Genomic DNA, 23,091 nt, shown 5'->3' with positions numbered 1-23,091 from the left:
CTCATTCCCAAACAAGTACATCAAACTGATATCGAACATTCAAGAAGATACCCCAATGGACATTTTGAGACCTTTATTCTCAATTTCTATCTTTTCTTTTCGTTTTTAACTTCACAAAGATAATCTATTTCACTAATTTTGTCGCATGCAATACGCATAAAAACCGAAATCTCATTAAGATGAAATTAGTTTTTGCCACCAATAACGTTCACAAGTTAGAAGAAATCAAACAAATGTTAGGAGACGCCTACACGCTTGTTTCTTTGAAAGAAATCCGATGTTTTGACGATATCCCGGAAGAGCAGGACACACTCGAAGGCAACGCGTTACAAAAAGCTCGTTACATTCACGAAAGGTATGGGATCGACTGTTTTGCCGATGACACGGGACTCGAGATCGAAGCCCTCGACATGGCCCCCGGGGTTTATTCCGCCCGCTATGCCGGAACAGATCATAATTCCGAAGCCAATATGAAAAAAGTACTGTCTCAAATGAACGGCGTAACCAACCGGAAAGCTCGATTCAGAACTGTTATCGCCCTCATAATAAACCGGAAGGAATATCTTTTCGAAGGGATAGTGAACGGCCATATCCTATCCTCGCCCAAAGGAGACAGCGGCTTTGGTTATGATCCCATCTTTCAACCGGAAGGCTTCGCCCAAAGTTTTGCCGAAATGAACCTTGCGGACAAGAACAAAATCAGCCACAGGGGACGAGCCGTCGAAAAGCTCTGCATCTTCCTAAAAAATCGAGAAGATAAACATGGAAGTAACTAACGCCATCGTATTAAAAAACATACCTTACACGGAAAATCAACGCATACTCTCCGTTTTCTCCGCAGAACGGGGATTTCTTTCGCTGATCACTCCCGTCAATACGATCAAGCGCCGGAACAATCACGCTACTCAATGCATGCAGATTGTCGAAATAGAGTACATTTTCAATGAAAAAAACAACATCCACAAACTAACGACAATCGTCAATACCCGTAACACCACGGCAATCTATCTTGATGTATATAAAATGAATATCGCTTTACTATGGGGCGAGATCTTAAACCTGACTTTACGAAACGAAGGCAAAAACGAAACCCTGTACGAATACATAGAAAACTCCATCGAGTATTTAGATTCGGCACAACGGGACATCGCTAACTTTAATTTATTTTTTCTGTTCCATTTAGCCTCCCTGCTTGGATTCGACATCAATTCATCGACCTACCGCCCCGGTTATATACTTAATCTCAATGACGGGAATTTCTATCCGACAGCCGGGAACGGCTCCTACTCGACAGGCCCGCATGCGGCACAAGCCATATACAAGCTATGCAACTCTCCTTTAGCAGACATTGGAAATATTCCGTTAAACCGCCAAAGCAGAAGCATTATTTTAGATATACTTCTCCTCTTCCTCAGCTTCCACCTGAACATCAATTTCAACATCAAAAGCATTAAAGTCATTCGTGAAATCTTCTCTTAAAATTTGACATTATTCATCTTTAGTTAATATTTTCTTAAAAAATAAACTTTTCAAGCAGGAAAATGTCATACGATAAATGGTATTTTTCACTTTTTATTAACACACTTTGTGAATTACAAAAAATAAATTTAACCAATCAATTAAACCGCTAAAATTATGCGTATAAAAATTGACGACCTCAATAGAATCTATTCAGGTGACAAAAGGGTTTTTAGTGATTTGAATGTAAACATTGAACCGGTTTTTTTTTGCTTTTCAGTATTTCGTAATATTGAAAACGTTATCTTTGCGTGCATGCAATCTCCGCTTCAAGGTCATTCTTTCGAAAAGATTTTTTTTGACGATGACACCGTTGCCAAAGGAGATAAAACGATATGTTTTTTTGAAGAAGATCCTCTCGGGGAAGCTCAAAAAACGGGTTTTCAACAAATGACGGAAAAAAGAGAAGCAGCAATCCGGCCCGATTCGAAACATGCCCCTGTTTATCACATCGACAAACTGCCCGAGAAGCAGCATCGAAGTAATAGTAAACGCGAATTATTTCACTAAGAACACAAAACTAAAAAAACGATGAATCTACATAATATACATACCGTTTCCCGTTACGAAGCCAAACTCTTACGAAGAAGTTGGTTGTTTCGTATTTTTGCCATCCTCTCCTTATTAGTAATCACGTTTTTCCATTTGACTACTCAAGCCAATCTTTTTTGGTACCAATGGAATATGGTGGCGATGTCCTCTTCTATCCCCTTCGTCAATATTTATATTTTCAATATCGCACAATCGGTCATTGCCATTTTTTTAGCCGGTAGTTTTTTAAAAAGAGACCAAAAATTAGACACGGCGGAAGTCGTCTATGTCCGTCCGATGAGCAACGCGGATTACGTTATCGGGAAAAGCTGGGGAATCATTAAAGTCTTCATCTCTCTAAACATTCTCGCTTTACTGGTTGCAGCATTCATCAACCTCTATGTAAGTGAATCTCCGTTCAGTTTACTTCCTTACGTTTTCTACCTTTTAACGCTGTCCATTCCGTCTCTCGTATTCATCCTGGGACTCTCGTTCATGGTCATGTGTTTCGTAAAGAATCAGGCGGTAACTTTCGTCATTCTGTTAGGCTATATCGGAGTAACCCTGTTCTATTTAGGAAATATCGAACACGGTGCATTCGATTTCTTCGCACTCACGCTGCCCAATATTTTTTCCGACATTTCGGGACATCCCGTTCTATCGGATTATTTGTTGCAAAGAAGTTCTTTCTTGCTTTTAGGCATTAGCCTGCTCTCTTTCACCATCGCATTGGTAAAACGTCTTCCCCATCACCCCAAAAAGAGAATCTTATTAAACACTCTGGGGATCATTATCCTATTATTAGGTATAGGATCGAACTTGTCGTATCTGTGCCAATTCCGTCATAACGACACGTTAAGAAGCCGTTATATCGAAAAATACCAGGCTTACAACTCCCACGACAAAGTAAACCTTTTGTCCGAAGAGCTGATTTATTCCCAAAAAGGTAATCAAATCTTCGTCGACGCTCATCTAACCGTTCAAAACAGAAATCATCGGAAAATCAATTCTGTTCTGATCTATCTGAATCCTACCCTGCAGGTGACGGAGGTCTCTCACGAGGGTACCAAACTACCGTTTAAAAGAGACGAGCAGATACTCGTTATAGACAAGGAATTAACCCCTTATCAAATAGTAGATTTACAAATCCGGTACGAGGGCAAAGTGAGTGAAAACATTGGTTACTTAGAAGTACAAGACGAGGAATACTACGATACTCAAACCGGCAGCAGCATCCTGCGGTTCGGGAAGAGATACGCTTTCGTACAAAACGACTTTACCCTATTGACCCCCGAAGTTTTATGGTATCCGGTCACATTCCCGCCAATGAACCCGGAAGCCCCTTATAATATTCAAAAGAATTTTACCCATTTTTCATTGAAAGTCATTCCCACCGAAAAACAAACGGTACTTTCTCAGGGAACATCCTCCCAATCAGGAGATACCATCATTTTCCATAATACACATAGACTACCTTCCATCAGCCTGGCTATCGGAAATTACGAAAAAAAGTCTATCACGGTAGATTCCGTCCTATTTGAAATATATCATTTTAAAGGACATGACTACTTCTCGAAAGAATTTACGAATTTGAAAGATACCTTAGGCAGTATTATCTCAGACATCAAAAATCAATACGAAAGCCGGAAAAACAGGGTCTATCCGTTCGAAAAACTGATCCTGGCAGAAACTCCGGTGTCATTCGCCTCTTACGTTCGAAATTGGAAAGGTTACAGTGAATTCATCCAACCGGAGATAGCTTTTATTCCCGAAAGAGGAACAACTCTTCCCAGCGGGAATTTTAAGCTTGCCAAAAAAATGCAAAGGCAAAGAGGAGGAGGGCCGAACCGGGGAACGATAGACGAAACGGAAGTAGAAACCAGAGTTTTCAGAGATTTTATTACCTGGTGTTTTTTGAATGAAAGCAAATACGAAGAGACGGGAAATCTATTTGTAAATAGCATCTTCTCGTCCGGCTGGAACGGGACATCCAAATTAAATCCTTTTGATTTTTCCGGATTCTATTTCAATCATGCTAATTTTATCTATTCACACAACTTCCCTGTCATGGATATTCTTTTGAATACGATGTTCAAGCAGGAAGAAAATGATCCGTGGTCAAGGTGGAGAAGGAGATTTTCCGGCATGAGCGATGCTCAGAAAGCATCCGCCTTTTTAAAGGAAAAGAGTTTCGAACAAGCAGTTCTGGACCGTTCGCTCTCCCCGGAAGTATTTTACGAGATGCTTAAGCTCAAAGGAAATTACCTGCGTAATTACCTCACCTCCCAGATTCCTCTGGCAGATTATAATAAATTCATGACACAATTCATGAAAGATTACCAGTTTAAAGAGATCAATTTCACGGTATTGAATAACTCTTTTATGAGAAAATTCAATATCAATCTGATGGATTTTATCCCCCAATGGTATACGATCAACCAAACCCCCTTATTCATCGTGAAAGGAATCAATGCGGATAAAGTCGTTGTCGATGACTACACGAAATATGTTGTTCAATTTAAGATTCACAATCCGACGGAAGTAGAAGGTATCGTTTCCGTAAATATCGAAGAAGGAGAATGGGGTAGAAGGGGAAGAGGCAGACAACAGGAAAAACCGTTACAGCATTACATTATTCCGGCTAAATCCTATAAAGAGATTAAGACGCTGTGTGACGAGCGACCCCGTAATATCGACATTAACACCAATATCGCCCAAAACATACCAAGCGATATCGTCTATAATTTTTCCAAAATAAACACGGAGACCCAAGACATGGCCACCGGTATGTTTAACACGGATGCAACCCTTTTTGAATACAATCCCAAAGATATTATCGTGGACAACGAGGATCAAAATTTCCATTTGATCGAGTCCAACCAGAAAACAACCCTCCAATCCATATTTAAGAAACCGCAAGAAGACAAATACAAAAACCTGACGATTTGGATGCCTCCTACCCGTTGGACGGCTACCGTGGGTACCAATTTCTACGGGGAATATATCAACAGCGGCTATTATAAAAAAACCGGAAACGGGAACAATAAAGCCGAATGGGTAGCCCAGATAGAGACTCCCGGTTTTTACGAGGTTTTTGTCTATAACGCGAGAATCGTGTGGGGATGGAGACGCGAAGAATCAAACATGCAATATTATACCGTAAAACATGATGACGGGGAGGAAGAGGTTTCTATCGAGACCAATGAAAATACCCAGGATTGGGTTTCATTAGGCAGCTTCCATTTCTCTCCCGGAGAGGCTAAAGTTATTCTGAGCGACAAAGGATCGAATCCCAATCAAGTGATTTACGCGGATGCTGTTCGGTGGGTATTTCAAAACAAAGAAAAATAACAAATAAACCAGCACTTTTATGAAAAAAATCACAGCACTACTTCTATTAACCATCGGCTTAACCGGATGGCTTCCTCAACGGGTTTCCGCACAGGAAGTTCAGGTCCTGACTTTGGAAAAAGCGCTCGAGATTGCCTACAAAAACAGTCCCGATTTAATTCAAAGTAAGATAACTTTAGAGCAAAGTGAATTAAGTCTTGTCCGCCAGAAAGCTATGCTTAAATCGAAGTTTAGTTTGAATTTATCCCCTTTTCAGTATTCCCGACAAAATGTCTATTTCGATTACGAATCCAAAAACTACATATCTAAAGAGATGTCTTCCAGTGGTAGTTTTACGATAAACCAACCCATTATATGGACAGGTGGTAGCATATCCTTAACTCAAAGTTTAGACTGGCGGGATGCAAGTAATCAATCGCAAGGAGGAAAAAGCACTTATTTCAACAACGACCTTTCCCTTACTCTTTCACAACCCATTTTTAAATACAATGAATTGAAAATGCAACTGAAAGAAATAGAATACAATCTTGAAAAATCCAAGATTGATTATGCACTAAAACAATTAACCATTGAAACATCTGTAACCTCTCAGTTTTATAGCGTATATAGAAGTTATAAAAGCTTGATAAATCAACAGGAAAGCTATAAACAGGCAAAAGCGACTTATGAATTAACCAAAGCTTTGGTTGAACAGGATAATCGCCCGAAAGTAGATTTATTAGAAGCTGAAGTAAATATAGATGATGCTGAAATAAGTTTGGCAAAAGCTCAAATTGATTACGCCAATACAAAAGACAATTTTAAAAAACTATTAGGCCTGCCTTTGGACGAAGATATCTCCGTTCTTCCTAAAACAGAAGTTGAACCCATACATGTAGATATGGATTTAGCCATAAAATACGCCTTGGACCAACGAATGGAATTAATGCAACAAAATATTACAATTCAAGAAGGTTTACTTAATCTTATAAAAATAAAAGCAGAAGATAAATTCAGCGGAGAGATTTCCGCCACTGTCGGATTATGGAATAACAGCAGTAATTTCACGGGAGCTTTCCAAAACCTTCAGGATAAACAAGACATTCGTCTCAATGTTTCCATACCTATTTTCGACTGGGGAGCACGTAAAGCAAATATCAGAAATACCGAGTTAGCTAACGAATCTCAAGAAATTAATTTTGAGGAACAGAAAAAAAATATTATTATTCAAATTCGCCAAATTTGCAGGAATCTTCCTCAATTATATAAAGAAATTTCCATTGCTAAAAAAAGAGTAGATAATGCTGAAATCATATACGACATTAAATATCAAACCTATCAAGCCGGTCAGCTAAGTTACAAAGATCTACAAGATTTTCAAGACAAATTAACGACAGCTAAAGAAAACTATACCAGTGCAATTATTCAATATAAAGAAAAATTATTGGAATTGAAAATAAACACGCTGTGGGATTTCCAAACTAATACCTCTTACTTCCCCGTGGATCTGTTAAAATAATCTACTAACTTTAAAAACATAGAAATCATGATCAATAAAAATATGAAATACATCGGCTTTATACTATTAGCATTTGCTTTAAACGGATGTAATAGTCCGAGAATGGGTTCGGGAAACGAAAACCCCACCCCGGTATGGTTATCGGAAGTAGGCAAACGTACGATCCGGCAACTGACCACCACCACCGGAACGGCCAAGGCAAGCCAAAAGGCAGAAGTCAAAGCCGAAGTCACGGGAAAATATATCTTACAAACCAATCCCAAAACCGGGCGTCCCTATAAATTAGGCGATATCGTCGAAAAAGGAGCCGTTATCATCCGTCTCGAAAATAAGGAACAGGAAAATACCGTTTCTTTGGAAACCAAAGAGATGGAACTTGGTATTGCGAAAAAGGATGTAAAAGCGAAAGAGATCTTATTAGAGAAAGGAGGGGTTACGGAAACAGATCTATTAAATGCAAAAAAAAGTCTGCTTTCTGCCGAATTAGGATTGGAAAAAGCCAAGATGGACCTCGATAAATTGAATATCAGAGCCCCCTTTAAAGGAGTCATTGTCAATCTTCCCTATTATACGCCCAATGTAGACGTTGCTTCCAATGAGGTACTATTAGGTATTATGGATTACAGCAAGATGTATATGGAGATCGAACTTCCGGAAAATGCCATCGAAAAGGTAAAGGTAGGCCAAAATGTTTTGGTTACCAATTACAATATCAAATCGGACACCCTATCGGGACATGTAACCCAACTCTCTCCGGCCATCAACGAAGAGACTCGGACCTTTTCCGGTTTTATTACCATCGATAATCCCAATTTAAAACTTCGTCCGGGAATGTTTGCCAAAGGAGACATCATCACCCTGCAAAAAGACTCGGTAGTCGCCATTCCGAAAGAGCTGATCAGCTCGAGGAGAATGATCTCCGTCTTTACCGTGGAACGAAACATGGCCGAAGAAAAAATGGTTAAAACCGGAATCAGCGACGATCGGTTCATTGAAATCGAAAGCGGTTTGAATGCCGGAGACAAGATCGTCACCAAAGGATATGAGTACCTGAGAAACAGAAGCAGAGTAAAAATCATGAAATAATTTTTAGAGTTTAGCATTTTAAGCATGCAAAGACCATGACACAGTATGTAATCTAAAATCTAAAATCTAAAATTCATATATATGAACAGCATTACAAAATTTGCAGTCAAATACCCGGTAAGCGTACTCATGCTTACCTTAGCGGTGTGTCTGCTCGGAACAATATCCTATAATAAATTGGGAACGGACTTGTTTCCGGATTTAAAAAATCCGTCCCTATACGTTGAGATAAAATGCGGTCAGCGTCCGCCGGAAGAAGTTGAGAAACTATTCTCTTCCAAAGCGGAATCCCAGATCGCCCGCTCGGAAGGAGTTAGCAGCGTGTACAGCGTTTCCAAAGTCGGAAACGCCAAAATCACCGTCGAATACGCCTGGGACCAAGACATGGATGCCGCCTTCCTGGATCTGCAACGGAACCTGTCTCAAATGTCTCAAGAAGACGGTGTCGACGAGTTGAATGTTACGCGCTACGATGCCAACGCTACTCCCATATTGACCATCGCTTTGACGCATAATGAAATCAATGACATGAACGAGCTCCGGAAGATAGCGGAGAACTATATGCGTAACGAATTAGTGAGAGTGGAAGGCATTGCCGATATCCAGCTCAACGGACAGGAAACGGCCATCGTAGAGATCAATACCGACAGCTATATGTTGGATGCTTTCAATCTGGATGCCAATACTATCGCCAGTAAAATCGAAGGTTTAAACACCAATGTTTCGGGCGGGACCATCGAAGAGGGAGATATTACTTATACCGTAAAAGGGGTCAACCTCATCAAAACCGTCGAGGATATTGAAAATATCATCGTTGCTTTCAAAGAAACAACATCTTCCGGCAATAGCGGAGAAAACTCTGGAGCAACAAGCAGCTCTTCCAGTAAAGCCAAAGCCCCGATCTTCCTGAAAGACGTGGCCACCGTTACGATCCGGAACCAGGAGCCGGAAAATATAGTCCGGTATAACGGGGAACGTTGCCTCGGTATCAGCATTTTCAAAGAGAATAAATACAATACCGTCAATGCAGTCGATAATCTTTTAACCAAATTACAGGAATTTCAAAAAAGCATGCCGGCTTATAACTTCCATATCATCAGCAATCAAGGAGATTTTATCGGAAGTTCCATTAACGAAGTGAAAGACTCCGCTCTTTTGGGAATTTTATTGGCGGTTATAATTTTGTATGTCTTCTTAAGACGTATAAACATGACCTTAATCGTAAGTGTCTCTATTCCTATCTCCATTATCGCCACATTCAACCTGATGTACTTTAACGGATTATCCATCAATATCATGACATTGGGAGGGCTCGCGTTGGGAGCCGGAATGCTGGTAGACAATGCCATCGTGGTCATGGAAAATATTTTCCGAAACTTAGATGAAAACAAACTCTCTCCGGCGCAGGCCGCCGTCACGGGAACCTCCGAAGTTGCCGGAGCCATCACGGCCTCTACTTTGACAACAATCGTGGTATTTTTACCTATCGTCTATTTACAGGGAGCCGCGGGAGAACTTTTTAAAGAACAGGCTTGGACCGTTAGCTTTTCGCTTCTCTCCTCGCTATTCGTTTCCATCCTATTTATTCCCATGCTGGCTTCCCGATTCGTGAAAAAAAATCAAGACGTAAAAAGCCGCGCTATCTCCATCAAAGGATTCGGTAATTTCGTGGGACGGGTATTAAAAAGAAAATACGCGGTCATTTTAGTTGCCTCTATCCTTATGGTTGTCTCTTACCTTATGTTACCCTTTATCGGGATGGAATTTATGCCGAAAGCCGACTCCAAGGAATTTGCCATCACCCTCTCCATGGAGCCCGGATTGCGCCTAAGAAGTACGGATGCAGCAGCAGGAGGAATCGAAGAAACGATAAAGGCCTTGGGAGGAGATGACATCGAATGGATTTACTCCATCATAGGCCCCTCGAATATCAACGACCCCAACGGAGAGAAATTAGAGGGAGAACATCAAGCCCAAATTAAGGTAAAGTTAAAAAAAGAGTCTAAATTGAATGCCGACTACTTCATTTCCAACATCAGTGAAACTTATCCGCTACAGAATGGCATGGAAATCTCCTATCAACAGGGAGAATCAACGTTACAAAGTATCCTGGGTACGGAGGGTGCACCCTTAGTCGTAGAGGTAAAGGGCGAAGAGCTGGAAACCATTGACGAACTGTGTAAGGAAATCAAACAAAAAATAACGGGTATTGCCGGTTTATACGATATCAAAACCTCCATGGAAAACGGAGCTCCTGAGGTCAATATACAAATAGACCGCATAAAAAGCGGTATATACGGGATCAATATCAGTGATGTCACCGGTCAGATAAAAAGTAAACTACAAGGAAAAGAGGCCGGGACTTTCGATAACAAAGGAGAAAGCATCGACATCAGTATTAAGGTTCCTGAAGTCTCCTTAGCCGAATTAGGAAGTATCGAAATCAGCCAAAGCGATAAAAAATACCGCTTGGACGAGATTGCCGATATTTCGATCTTGACGGCTCCCAAGGAGATCACCCGGAATAACCAGAGCCGGATCGGAAGAGTAACGGCCATGTTGGAAAAAGGATACACGTTAGGCCACATCGCCCCTCAAGTAAAAAAACAAATAGCAGAGGTAGAGTTCCCTGCAAAATACACGGCAAAGATTACCGGAGAGGAGGAGATGCGTCAGGAATCATTCGGAGGTTTGGGATTTGCCCTGTTCCTCTCCATTCTTCTGGTCTATATGGTGATGGCTGCCCAATTCGAATCGTTACGACATCCGTTCACCATCCTGCTGACTATTCCTTTAGCGGGAGTAGGATGTATTTGGGCTTTCCTGCTCACAGGAGATACTCTCAATATGATGGCTTTTATCGGTATCATCATGTTAGCGGGTATAGCCGTAAACAGTTCCATCATCTTAGTGGATGCCATCAACCGCCTGAAGGCCGAAGGCCACCCGCTGGAAGAGGCGATCATGATGGCGGCTCAATTCAGAATACGCCCAATCATTATGACCAGTGCCACTACTATTTTGGCCTTACTGCCCATGTGTTTCGGTTTCGGGGAGGGAGCTTCCCTGCGTTCCCCGATGGCTCTCGCGGTAATCGGTGGATTGGCTACCTCCACCGTCATGACACTGATTGTCATCCCGTGCGTGTATTATATTATTGATAAGAAAAAGAAAGTGGAATGAACACGATCATAAAAAGAAGGGTTCTTATATCGATGTTATTCATCGGATTAGTTCTCATGGGCGTATTTTCCTACAAGTACATTCCCATGGAATTATATCCCAATGCCGATCTTCCGGTATTGTACGTGAGTATCAACGCCCAGAATGAACTCGATTTGGATTACGTTGAAAAATACGCGGTTATCCCGGTGGAAGGAGCTATCCGCTCCCAGCAAGGGATTGAAAAAATCGAATCGCAATACTACTCGAGAGGAGCTGATATTAAGGTTTCTTTAAACCAAGATGTGGATCTAAAATATGCTTTCCTGCAAATGGAGCAAAAAATAAAATCCACCCAATCCTCCGTTCCGGAAATCTTCAAGCTATCCGTCAGTAAAGGTTACTCGGGGTCTTCCAACGACCAATTTATGCACTTACTGATTCTCGGGGAAGGCGATATCGATTATGTCCGCAATATCACGGACGAAGATATCGTCCCCTACCTGAGCAGCGTGGAGGGGATGGCCTCCGTAAAAGCAAGGGGAGGACGGCAAAAAACCATCGAGATTATCGTCGATCCGGATAAATGCAAGGCTTTAAATATCACCAAATCCACTATCAGTAACCTGATTTCAAATAATCAAACAGGAAAAAACTTTATCGGTCTTACCTACGATGGAAACAAACGCTATTTTGCCAATATAACGGCAGAATATCTTAACACGGAAGATCTCGGCAATATCGTTGTGGCCAAAGGTCCGATTTTATTGAAAGACATCGCGGAGATCCGATTCGGGGTAAAAGAAGAGGAAACTTATTCCAGAACCAAAGGAAAAGAGGTGGTCTCTTGTGTTCTTTCCAAATCCCCGACAGTTAATGTTATCGAACTCTCTAAAAGAACTCGTGCGGAAATCGACCGCCTGAACGAGGAACTTAAATCCAAGGGAATTTCCATTGAGATCGACTCCGATACGGCCGAAATCATGAATAAAAATATCAATTCCATCATTGATTTGGCGATTAGCGGAGCGTTTCTGGCAATCATCGTACTATTCCTGTTTCTACGGAAAATAAAAATCGTCAGCATCGTGGCCTTTGCCATCCCGATCTCCGTATTCTCCTCTTTCTATTTCTTCTACCTGTCGGGTATCACGATCAACACCCTGACGCTTACAGGACTTGCTCTTGCTGTCGGGATGTTATTGGACAATTCCATCGTGGTCATGGAGAACATTTATCGGCTAAAAGCCACAGGTATGCCCACGGAAGAAGCTTGCGTACGAGGGACTACCGAGGTATGGAAAGCCATTCTGGCAGCCACGGTAACCACTGTTACCGTTTTTCTTCCTTTCCTGTTCACCAATGACTACATCATAAAAATGATCGGAGAGCATATCGGAATCTCCATTATTACGACTTTGATCATCTCCTTAGTCGTGGCGCTATTGCTTATTCCGATGGCAATCAACTACCTTTTAAGAAAAGAGACCGGCAATGTCAATTTCAGTAACATTTCCATACACAACCGTTTGGTTCAAATGTATATAGCTATTTTAAAAATGGCATTACGAAAACCCACGGAGGTTATTTTATTCTCCCTTGTCATTCTCTTCGTTACGGTAGTTCTCTCCCTCACGCTATCTCTGAATACCCTGAAAGAGATACAAAATGACAGTTTCCAGGTAGAGATCACCACCCCTTCCGGTTCGACGTTAGAAAAAACGGATGAACTGATCCGGCATTTCGAAGAGGAATTGCCCGGCATTCCGGAAATAAAAACATTCTCTTCCACCGTAGAGAAGGAAAAAGCCAACCTAATTATCAAGTTAGAAGACCAATTCGAAAAGATAAACGGTAAAAATCTCCAGAAACTCAAAGCCGATATCTTAGAGTTAGCTAAAAAAGTAAATATTACGGATATCAGTTTGGATGCCAGCGAGAGCCGCGATAATTTCAGTGGCGGTAGCAGTCTGCTCGGGAATAGCGACCTGCTCAGGTATATGGGAAGAGGAAGTCAATCCGAAAAAATTGTCATCAAAGGGGAGGATTTCGAAAAAATGACCAGCTATGCCAATCTGATCGACTATCAATTAAAAGAATTGGAAGATGTAATAGCCTACTCCAACATAAATGTTTTACCCGGAGATCCCGAAGCCCGTATCTATTTCGATCCTTACCTGATGGAAGTAAATGAAGTCACTCCTTCCGAAGTAAGCCAAGAGCTAACCGGCCTACAACCGGAAAGTCCGGTATCGAATGCAAAATTCAAAACAAAAGATCAGGAATATGACATCACGATCCGGGATATCAACTACGACAAAGAAAAAGAGGAAAAACAACAATACCCCTCTTTGGAAGATCTGCGTAACTTAGATGTCACCACCAGCAAAAAAGCCCTGATACAATTGAATAACTTCAGCCGGATCCGGTTAGAACAGGGTCAGGGAAGAGTCAAACGAGTCAACCAGGAAAAGCAACTGGAGATAAACTACATGTTTAAATCCGATATCAACGAATCCAAGGATTTGCTGGAAGCCTCCCGTCTACAGATCGACGAATTAGTACAAGGAACAGACGTTCCGAGCGGCGTTTTCGTAGAGATCGTACACGAGGAAAAACAACCGGAAGACTATACCTTCCTGATCATCGCAGCCTTCGTCCTTATCTATATGATCCTTGCCGCCGTATTCGAATCTCTCACCGCTCCCATCGTGTTGATGTTCACCATCCCGTTGGCAGCGATCGGTTCGTTGCTGTTTTTACTGTTTACCAATAATTCCGTGGCGAATAATGCCCAGGTATATGTCGGCTTTATCATCCTGATAGGTATCGTGGTGAACAACAGTATCATCCTGATCGATTACACCACCATGTTGCGGAAAAACGGTTTCCGCAAGCAACGGGCAATCATTACGGCAGGACTTTCCCGCCTGCGTCCGATACTGATCACGGCCATAACGACTATCGTCGCCATGATTCCGTTAGCTATGGGAAAAGATGAATCCGCTTCCGGATTGGGAGCTCCTTTTGCCATTACCGTTATCGGGGGACTGACCATGAGTACCCTATTGACTCTTGTGATCATTCCGACCCTTTATTCCGGATTGGAAGATGCCTTGAAGAGATTACGTACGCAAAGTCTCTTTATGAAGGTCCTGCAATTGTCGCTATTTGTTATCTGCGTCGTTTGTACCTTCATTTTCTCGTCGGAAATATTGAATCGTATTTTCTACCTGATTATCGCAGTCGTGTTGGTTCCGGGAATTACCTGGTTCCTCGAGAATAGTCTGCGCAGAGCAAAAAGCAATATTATTCCCGCACACGAGGAGTTAGTGATTACGATCCGTAACTTAGTGAAGATATACGGACGGCCTTCGCGCTTCACCAGGGAATGGACCTCTGGACTAAAAGTCAAGGAACGTTTAGGATTAAAAAACGACTACTACTCTTGGAAAGATTTGCAAGCTTTAGTTTGGCTCGTTCCTATTACAGTCTTCCTGTTCTATTTTACTTTTATCTATCAGGTACTATTTTTCTGGGCTATCGTTTTCGCCCTATGTTCTTGGTTCATGACCCTGAATACTATAAAAATCTTCTATGAATTGAGTATCAACAGGGAATGGCATATTACAAAAAAGATCCTGGAATATACGGTCATGGTCATCTACTATATCGGCCCGTTAATCATTCTGAACTGGGGAAGCAGCAAATTCAACAATAGCGGAGGAGCCGTTTTTATCGGGCTTTTTTGGTATTTGGCGATTGGAGCCCGCTTCCTTTCCAATAAAATCAATAACGAAAATATCAATATCGATCTGATTGACGGACGTTTCCGGATGCTGCGTAAAACCATCTTCCGGATGGCAGCTCAAACTCCGATTATCGGAGCAAAAAAGAAGCCTTTCAAAGCATTAAGCTCCGTCTCCCTTGAGATTCGTACCGGAATGTTCGGATTATTGGGACCGAACGGGGCCGGAAAAACCACGCTTATGCGTATCATCTGCGGTATTTTCGAGCAAAGTTACGGTAAGATTTTCATCAACGGTATCGATACTCAAAAGAAACGGGAAGAGTTACAGGGACTGATCGGTTATTTACCGCAGGAATTCGGAACATACGAAAACCTGACCGCCTGGGAATTCCTGGAGTATCAATCCCTTTTGAAGGGCATTTACGACAAACGAACCCGTTTCAATCGTATCAGCGAGGTCCTCTCGGCCGTCCACATGTATGAAAACAAAGACAAAAAGATCGGAGGATTTTCGGGAGGAATGAAACAGCGTATCGGTATTGCCCAAACGCTTCTGAATTTACCGCGCATCCTCGTTGTCGACGAACCCACCGCAGGATTAGACCCCAGAGAAAGAATTCGTTTCCGTAACTTGCTGGTGGAGCTTTCCCGTAACCGGATCGTGATCTTCTCGACTCACATCATCGAGGATATCGCCAGTTCCTGTAATCAGGTAGGTGTTATTAACAAAGGAATACTGAAATACTTAGGAACCCCGAACGATATGGCAAATATCGCAAAAGACGTAACTTGGAGTTTCGAACTCCCGGCCCGCGACTTCACGAAGTTGCCGTCCGACTTGTTGATCGTACACCACATCCGGCAGGGAGACGTCATCCGGGTACGTTGCTTGAGCGAAGAAAAACCGGCAGAAAACGCGGAAAGAATACTTCCGGCATTGGAAGACTCTTACCTGTGGTTACTACGAACGGTTAAGATTCAAAATAAAGAAGAGATTATTACTTAACACGGGACCATACTTCGTCTTCAACCGGAGTTGAAGACGAAGTCATAGCCCTCTTAAAAGGAGGAATATACAATGAGCGTTATCAATTCAAAACCACACATCCTGATACAGATTTGGACAACGATTCAAAAACTGGTCCAATACAATATTAAAATTATTTTTGGAAATAAGTTTCTCTATTTCATGTTAGCCGCTCTGGTTTTTTTCATCATCATCGTTACCGTAAAACTTTTCGGAGACGACGAAATTACCCAAGCGACAGCCTATTCCATGCTGATGATGCCTTGTATTCTACTCGTTTTCTATCCCATGTGTTTCGGGATTCAAAATGACCAGGATGCCAAAATCGTAGAGATCATATTCGGTATTCCGAATTACAGTTATAAGGTTTGGCTGTTCCGTCTGCTTATCGCTTATGTCATCTGCCTACTGATCACCCTTCTGTTATCCACCCTCACCTGGTGGGTAATCGTGGATGTTCCCGTATTCAAATTGACATTTCAAACGATGGTTCCCGCTCTTTTTATCGGAACTCTCTCCTTTATGCTGAGTACCGTGATTAAAAACGGAAACGGGACTTCCGTGGTAATTATTATCATCGGTCTCATTCTTAACTTAGTGGACGGACAGTTGGGAAACAGTCAATGGAACATATTTATCAATCCGTTCAATGTCCCGTTAGATAAAAATCCGGAGATCTTCTTCAACACGGTAGCCCACAACCGGGTTATCATGCTGGTAGCTTCTACCCTTTTTATCATCCTCGGCCTAAATAACACCCGCAACCGGGAAAAATTCATATAGAAACATCCGACAACGGATGCTATCTACCATCAAAAACAGGAGTTCGAGATTACATCGAACTCCTGTTTTTTTAATCTACGGCCATCTCCTAATTGTAAATTGACGATTGTAGATTGTAAATTGGACGCTACATTTTGTAATCTACAATTTAAAATTTACAACCTACAATTAACACGTAAATAATTCGTCATATACAATGCCTCACTACGCCTTTTTATGTGTGTTTAATAATTTGGAATGGCAACCGACAGCAATAGGCAAAGTAAAACGAAAAAAAGCTGAATTTAAAGACATCGGCAAAGATATTGCCTACCTTCCGGTCTGTTTCGACAAGCAAAATAGGACAATCATCAATTATCCGTTTATACTAAATCTGAAAGGAGAAGTAGAATACCTTATCCCAGATACATCTACACGTCAAGTCATTCGCATAAAACGAAAATATCCTCTAAACGAAAACTTACTCTCCTATGCCCGAGAACTCGAACGTATCACTTTTGAAGGAAGCAATGACCCTGAACTCCAAGAATCAGATACACTCCTGACAAATTTAGAAACATCCGAGATCACTTATTTGTTCGGAGAAATTAAAACCCGCAAATTATACCAGCACTACCGAATCACATCTCCCATTTCGACAAATATCGGTGAGATCATATTGATCAGTTCCAGTGGAGAACGATTAAAAGGAACCACAGATTCAATCTTTAATAAAAGTTTCGATCACAATCCTCTTACAAATACACGAGTAAAAAAAGACGAAGCAGTTAGTTTTGATTCTCCCGTCGAAATAGCTAAAATAATATGCCTCCCCCGAAGCGACGGGAACGGAATATACCCTGAAAGCGAATACGAACTTTTCTACCACGATCTGAACGGCTGGCAATCCTTAGGTCGGAAAACAGCCACGGATTATTACCTCGAGTACGACAACATTCCCAAAGACGCACTTCTCTGGCTCCGTAACCGTACGACCGGCATCGAAGAACGAATCTTCACCTACCAAAATCATAAAATTAAATTTTGTAGGTACAAGTTTACTTGCCATTGCCATAGCAAGTTGTTTCTCATATCCTCTGAAATATCCACTCATCTGCCTGATTCTAATGTTGAATTTGGCCATTTTATCCACGAGAGACAAGTGTATTTTTCAATCAATAACAGGATGGAAATTGAATGTATTTCGTTTTATCGGTTATAGTATTTGTATTCTATTTCTCACTTGGACATTCAATTGGATACATGCAGAAAGAAAATGGTTTGTGATAACGTATTCCCGCTCTTCCGATAGATGGAAAAAATACCATGATTTACACGAATGGTTGGGAAAAGACGGTATGTTCCTCTATAATCATGCAGCAGCATTACATCGAGATAAGCAATATAAGGAGAGTCTTATCGTACTTACTTTATGTACACGCTATTTTAATGATTTTGATGTTCAACTCCTGTTAGCCGACAATTACTATCATTTGGGAAACTTATACGCGGCAGAATGTTGTTATCTGACAGCAGCAAGGATGTGCCCAAACCGATTTTTACCTTTATACCATTTAGTCAACTTATACGAATTAAGAGGAGATAGAAAAATGGTTGAAAAAACGGTTTTAGATATAAAAAATAAAAAAGTAAAAGTACCGTCGATTATTATTGACGATATAAAAGATAAAATGAAACAAAAATATAACGAATTGTTATTGGAAAAGGATGATTTTTAGACCTGCTGATAAAGATCTGCTTCTACCTTTCATTTAATGTTTAATTAAAATATTCTCCAGATAGATAAAACCGAGTAGAAAGAAATGATAATTTTTTCTACTCGATATCATTTTATTCCATTTATATATTGGAAACCAATAACAGTTTTTCTATAAATCCAACTATTACCACTTTAGTCTCCGAATCACAGAATCACTTTATTTTTTTATAAAAATTTCTTTCATAGTAGTTTTAACCAATAAGGATTTCCCCATAAAGCCAAAAAAATTACGAGTATACCGCAAGACAAAAGAAGAATTTTCTGCTGTTTCTTTTCCATCCTGCAATAGATTAATCCCCCAATGATGCCGATCCAGCGAAGAAGAAGTTGCGGAGGTGAAGCTGTTAGATAACCGTAACGTATATAAAGATAAATATCATCAGGCAGTTCCAGAATACAACTTCCAATTAGCAAAAAAAGAACCGTGTAAAAAGGTTTCGTCTGCCCCTTGTACTTTCGTAACATGTATATCGTTAACAGGAAAAAAAGAATAGCTCCCACGAGCATACAGACCTGATGTCCTAAATAGGGACAAGTCGGTAAATACAACCCCCTTAAAGGGAAAATTAAAGTCTCCAATAAGGCGGCACTAATAAAAATCCATATATATTTCTTCATAACCTTAATCCAATAACACTTTTGTTTTCTTACCCAAAAATTACCATCAAAATCACATAATCTCCGAATCACGGAATCACTTTATTTTTTAATAAAATATCTTTCACAGTAGTTTTAACCAATAAGGATTTCCCCATAAAGCCAAAAAAATTACGAGTATACCGCAAGACAAAAGAAGAATTTTCTGCTGTTTCTTTTCCATCCTGCAATAGATTAATCCCCCAATGATGCCGATCCAGCGAAGAAGAAGTTGCGGAGGTGAAGCTGTTAGATAACCGTAACGTATATAAAGATAAATATCGTTAGGCAGTTCAAAAATACAACTTCCGATAAGCAAAAGAATAATTACATAAGAAGGCTTTATCCTATTCTTATACTTATGTAACATATACACTGTTAATAGAAAAAATAGAATAGTTCCCACGAACAGACAGACCTGATGTCCTAAATAGGGACAAGTCGGTAAATACAACCCCCTTAAAGGGAAAATTAAAGTCTCCAATAAAGCGGCACTAATAAAAATCCATATATATTTCTTCATAAAGTTGTTAATTAAGCCCATAAATGACGACAATTACCATCACATGCTTGTGTCCTAAACCATCCACAATCGATAAAATCTAATTTACATCCTGCGTCCTCTTTACATCTCTGTTGAAATTCTCCGGTCAAATCACAAAAATCCTGTTTCGTCGAGCAACTACAATTCTTCCAACCGGAGCCGGAACCGGATTCAGATCGGGATTTAACTAAAGGGTGATCCGAATCGGAAGCAAATGCAATATCACCTGCTTTATTTAACATTTTGTCCCCTGTTGCGGCTATCGCGTATAGCATCTTTTTGTTCCAACCCAACTTTTCTTTCGCATCATCTTGCCAACGATACATAAACAGATCGAATGTATCATCCGCTTTTTGATTTTTATCCGGAGAAAACATCTGCGGATTCTTTTCCAAAAAGTCAACTAAAATAAGCAGATGCGCTCTTTCTTGTTCGCTCCAGTCTAACTCCAATACTTCCGCCAATTTTTCTTTCCAGAAAGCATGCTTTTGCTCGGAACTAAAAGCCACATAATATCCCCGTTGTAAATCTTGTTTTTCAATGTTAAGCCATTGAGTTCTATCCATAACTTGTACCTCCGAAATATTATTTCTGACTATTTTATCTATTTCAGGATCACAACTGTAAAGAAGCTCTTTCTGGCATGCACATAGAAAGAAAGAGGCAAAAACAATTCCTAATAATAATAGACTTTTCATAATTCTGTTTTTATTGTTAGACATAAATTTATTTTACAAAACCTTTGATTTGAATTGATTCGATATCATTGTTAGCATTCGATTTAATATAAATTATCTTGTATAAAGCACCCCGCTGTCCGGTCGTATTGACAAATACTTTAATCGTATCTCTTTCATTGGGATTAATCGGACGCTTAGGAATCTCGGCAAACAAACAATTACATGTTATATCCGCTTTATATATAATAAGAGGGACTTCTCCTGTATTCGTGAATTCATAATTAATAGCTATTTGAGGAAACTTTTCTTTCTTAATGGTTCCAAAATCATATTGTTTCTTAACAAATTTCAAATATGCTTTATTCTCTTGTTTCTTTGTTAATGTATCATATGCCTCAGGTAATACAAGATCTTTTTTCGGAAAATTACTTTTTGTGTCCGATGTTTTAGATCCATTACATCCTATAATTACTATCCAAAATATAAGAATCAATATAGCTCCACTTTTCATAGTTTTATATTTTTTATTTTTACAAAAATACACTCTACGAATCACCTAAAATTAAAAAAAGGTTGCGAGAGGGTTGCGAATTTTATAATTTTGAAGCAAAATAAATGAAAAATGGATCAAAGAATGCGTTTTGTTTGGAATATTACAATTTTTGCGGGATCTATTCTTTTGTGCAACCAATTGATTCACGTGAATAATTTATACAGGCTGAGAAAAAATGCACACATATATCAACAAAATGAAATGATCAAAGGAGCTATCCACGAATTTAACATGAAGTCTACCAATCTGAAAAAATCGGGTTACTCGATCAGTTTCAACGCGAGAAATAACGAATTAAGATACATCATTAATAATCAGAAGTTTAAACACCAACTATACCCGCAAGACGACATCAAACATGTCATGGAACAATGTACTTACGATATTCGGGATCCGGAACTTTGGACCTTAGAGCATTTTTACAGCTATTTACAGGAAAAACAGGATTCCGGAATGTTGAAAAAACTTTCCATGCGTTTCCTTGTTTCAGACAAGACCGGAAAAAATATCGATACTTACCCGAAAAAACAGGTCGATCTTCCCGCATCTTACGAATATAAGGATACCCTCGGATTTATCTCCAAAGATATTTTGCTTGTCGCTTATGACTACCCGACCGCACTTTTCCTGCAATCGACCTCCGGACAGGTCATTCTTGTTATTTTTATGACCGCTTTACTTATCCTGTGTATCGTGAACCTCAATCGAACCGTTCGAAAGGAAAAAATAAACGGTAAACACCGGGAACTGTTTATCAACAATATAGTACACGACCTGAAACGTCCCGTCGTAAATCAAATCAACATCTGCCACCTATTACACGACACGATATCCCCGGAACAACATTCCTTTCTTAAACAAAGCGAAAAACAATTGAACGAGATGTTACACACCATCCATCAGATGTTACTTCAATCCACTGATGAACACGGGTTGCGACTAAAATTACGGGATTTCGATCTGGCGGAAATGTTGCAAGCCCTAACAGAAAAAAAACAATGGAACGTAAAAGAAGAAAAAGAATTTACGATTCTGGTCGATTTTTTACCGACCGATAACATCATCTCGGGAGACTATCATTTCTTAAGTGCCGTTTTCCAGAATCTCGTGGACAATGCTTTAAAGTATTCCGGAGACCGGGTAGTCATAAAAATCACGTGTGAAGAGATAGATGTCCAATTTATCCGAATCACGATTCAGGATAACGGCTTCGGAATTTCTTCCAAAAACCAAAAACAAGTATTCGAACGCTACAATCGCGGAGATCACCAAAACAATAACGAGATAAAGGGACATGGGCAAGGTTTACATTACGTTCGCACGGTAATTTCCGCTCACGGGGGAAAAATCGATCTGACGAGTACCGAAGGAGAAGGAACCTCGATCACCATTACATTACCCCGAAAAAATCGCCGGAAGAAAAACAACATCGCTAAAAATGGAAAATAAGATCAATATACTCTACGCTGAAGACGATCTACTGGGAGCAGCACTGACTCAAGCAATTCTCGAAAAGCATAATTTTCTGGTCGAGATCGCTCCTGACGGCGAAGAAGCCTGGAAAGCTTACAAAAGAAAAAAGCCGGATATTCTCTTGCTCGATCTCGATATGCCGGGTATTAACGGGCTTCAATTGACTCAACTCGTCCGGAAGCAAGATTTCCAAACTTTTATCATCGTTTACTCTTTGCACGGAGAGGCAGAAAAAGAAATAGCGATCCTGGATGCCGGAGCAGACGAATTCATCTGTAAAGAGCGTCCGCCGGAAATACTCGTGGCCTACCTGAAACGTATCAGCCAAAAAATCATGACAAACCTGAATACCCCTCATCTGTACGAACTTTCACCCTGTACAACTTACAATAGCAATGCGCAAACACTGACAATCGATGGCGAAAGTACATCCTTAAAAACCATCGATGCCCGTTTCCTGCAATTATTGTGCGCAAAGAATCAGGAAGTGGCCTCACGTGAATACCTTATCGAGGGAGTATGGGGCCAAGCTAACCTCGGCAAAGCATCCGAGCTCAAAAAATACGCCAGCCGGGTCCGTAAACTATTAAAAGTCGACTCCTCCCTAAAAATCGAGTACCGGGAAAACGGATATATTCTCATCACGGAATTATGAATGCCCTTCGCCCATTGTAAATTGTAGATTGAAGGATTCGGTGATTTAGAGATTCGGTGATTAGAAGATGAAAAAGATTTACGA

At 40.5% G+C, this 23,091-nt stretch carries 17 protein-coding genes; 13 read left to right on the top strand and 4 right to left on the bottom strand.

Going from position 1 to position 23,091, the window contains the following annotated elements; genetic code table 11:
- The first annotated feature begins 179 nt into the window (after window positions 1–179).
- The 11 genes from NVS78_RS03380 (at window position 180) to NVS78_RS03330 (ending at window position 18,425) form a co-directional block, all read left to right on the top strand.
- Window positions 180–776, top strand: coding sequence for a non-canonical purine NTP diphosphatase (locus tag NVS78_RS03380; RefSeq protein WP_286357923.1), 597 nt, complete (start codon window positions 180–182; stop codon window positions 774–776).
- Window positions 763–1,479 (top strand): DNA repair protein RecO, encoded by a 717-nt coding sequence (gene recO / locus NVS78_RS03375; RefSeq protein WP_286357922.1) that lies wholly within the window; start codon window positions 763–765, stop codon window positions 1,477–1,479. Before NVS78_RS03380 ends, recO begins: the two co-directional genes overlap by 14 nt.
- Window positions 1,480–1,635: 156 nt before the next feature.
- Window positions 1,636–2,028, top strand: coding sequence for a hypothetical protein (locus tag NVS78_RS03370; protein WP_286357921.1), 393 nt, complete (start codon window positions 1,636–1,638; stop codon window positions 2,026–2,028).
- 21 nt (window positions 2,029–2,049) lie between these two features.
- Window positions 2,050–5,400, top strand: a complete 3,351-nt coding sequence (locus tag NVS78_RS03365; protein ID WP_286357920.1) for a golvesin C-terminal-like domain-containing protein — start codon at window positions 2,050–2,052, stop codon at window positions 5,398–5,400.
- Window positions 5,401–5,419: 19 nt separating this feature from the next.
- The gene (locus NVS78_RS03360) at window positions 5,420–6,898 is read left to right on the top strand and encodes a TolC family protein (RefSeq protein WP_286357919.1); all 1,479 of its coding nucleotides are present in this window, start codon (window positions 5,420–5,422) and stop codon (window positions 6,896–6,898) included.
- Between the two features lie 27 nt (window positions 6,899–6,925).
- Window positions 6,926–7,984 carry an efflux RND transporter periplasmic adaptor subunit gene (locus NVS78_RS03355; protein ID WP_181416486.1) on the top strand — a complete coding sequence of 353 codons (1,059 nt, stop codon included), beginning with the start codon at window positions 6,926–6,928 and terminating at the stop codon, window positions 7,982–7,984.
- Between the two features lie 81 nt (window positions 7,985–8,065).
- The gene (locus tag NVS78_RS03350) at window positions 8,066–11,167 is read left to right on the top strand and encodes an efflux RND transporter permease subunit (protein ID WP_286357918.1); all 3,102 of its coding nucleotides are present in this window, start codon (window positions 8,066–8,068) and stop codon (window positions 11,165–11,167) included.
- A complete protein-coding gene (locus NVS78_RS03345) occupies window positions 11,164–15,903 on the top strand; it encodes an efflux RND transporter permease subunit (RefSeq protein ID WP_286357917.1) in 4,740 nt (1,579 codons plus the stop codon). Before NVS78_RS03350 ends, NVS78_RS03345 begins: the two co-directional genes overlap by 4 nt.
- Window positions 15,904–15,975: 72 nt before the next feature.
- Window positions 15,976–16,707: a hypothetical protein gene (locus tag NVS78_RS03340; RefSeq protein WP_286357916.1), complete on the top strand. Its 732-nt coding sequence runs from the start codon at window positions 15,976–15,978 to the stop codon at window positions 16,705–16,707.
- A gap of 196 nt (window positions 16,708–16,903) precedes the next feature.
- Window positions 16,904–17,908 carry a hypothetical protein gene (locus NVS78_RS03335; RefSeq protein WP_286357915.1) on the top strand — a complete coding sequence of 335 codons (1,005 nt, stop codon included), beginning with the start codon at window positions 16,904–16,906 and terminating at the stop codon, window positions 17,906–17,908.
- A 61-nt stretch (window positions 17,909–17,969) separates the two neighbouring features.
- The gene (locus NVS78_RS03330; RefSeq protein WP_286357914.1) at window positions 17,970–18,425 is read left to right on the top strand and encodes a hypothetical protein; all 456 of its coding nucleotides are present in this window, start codon (window positions 17,970–17,972) and stop codon (window positions 18,423–18,425) included.
- A 221-nt stretch (window positions 18,426–18,646) separates the two neighbouring features.
- Here the strand turns inward: NVS78_RS03330 and NVS78_RS03325 are convergent, their stop codons facing one another.
- From NVS78_RS03325 to NVS78_RS03310, 4 genes are all read right to left on the bottom strand, one after another.
- Window positions 18,647–19,084, bottom strand: coding sequence for a hypothetical protein (locus NVS78_RS03325; RefSeq protein ID WP_286357913.1), 438 nt, complete (start codon window positions 19,082–19,084; stop codon window positions 18,647–18,649).
- A gap of 103 nt (window positions 19,085–19,187) precedes the next feature.
- The gene (locus tag NVS78_RS03320; RefSeq protein ID WP_286357912.1) at window positions 19,188–19,625 is read right to left on the bottom strand and encodes a hypothetical protein; all 438 of its coding nucleotides are present in this window, start codon (window positions 19,623–19,625) and stop codon (window positions 19,188–19,190) included.
- An 11-nt stretch (window positions 19,626–19,636) separates the two neighbouring features.
- Window positions 19,637–20,344 (bottom strand): bacteriocin fulvocin C-related protein, encoded by a 708-nt coding sequence (locus NVS78_RS03315; protein WP_286357911.1) that lies wholly within the window; start codon window positions 20,342–20,344, stop codon window positions 19,637–19,639.
- Window positions 20,345–20,372: 28 nt separating this feature from the next.
- Window positions 20,373–20,837, bottom strand: a complete 465-nt coding sequence (locus NVS78_RS03310; protein WP_286357910.1) for a DUF1573 domain-containing protein — start codon at window positions 20,835–20,837, stop codon at window positions 20,373–20,375.
- Window positions 20,838–20,948: 111 nt separating this feature from the next.
- Between NVS78_RS03310 and NVS78_RS03305 the strand changes: the two genes are divergently transcribed.
- Window positions 20,949–22,328, top strand: a complete 1,380-nt coding sequence (locus NVS78_RS03305) for a sensor histidine kinase (protein WP_286357909.1) — start codon at window positions 20,949–20,951, stop codon at window positions 22,326–22,328.
- Window positions 22,318–23,007, top strand: a complete 690-nt coding sequence (locus tag NVS78_RS03300; RefSeq protein ID WP_286357908.1) for a response regulator transcription factor — start codon at window positions 22,318–22,320, stop codon at window positions 23,005–23,007. Before NVS78_RS03305 ends, NVS78_RS03300 begins: the two co-directional genes overlap by 11 nt.
- The last annotated feature ends 84 nt before the right edge of the window (window positions 23,008–23,091 follow it).

The organism is Gabonibacter chumensis, from assembly GCF_024741215.1.
GTDB lineage: Bacteria > Bacteroidota > Bacteroidia > Bacteroidales > Marinifilaceae > Gabonibacter > Gabonibacter massiliensis.
This window is presented reverse-complemented; position numbering and strand designations above follow the sequence as displayed.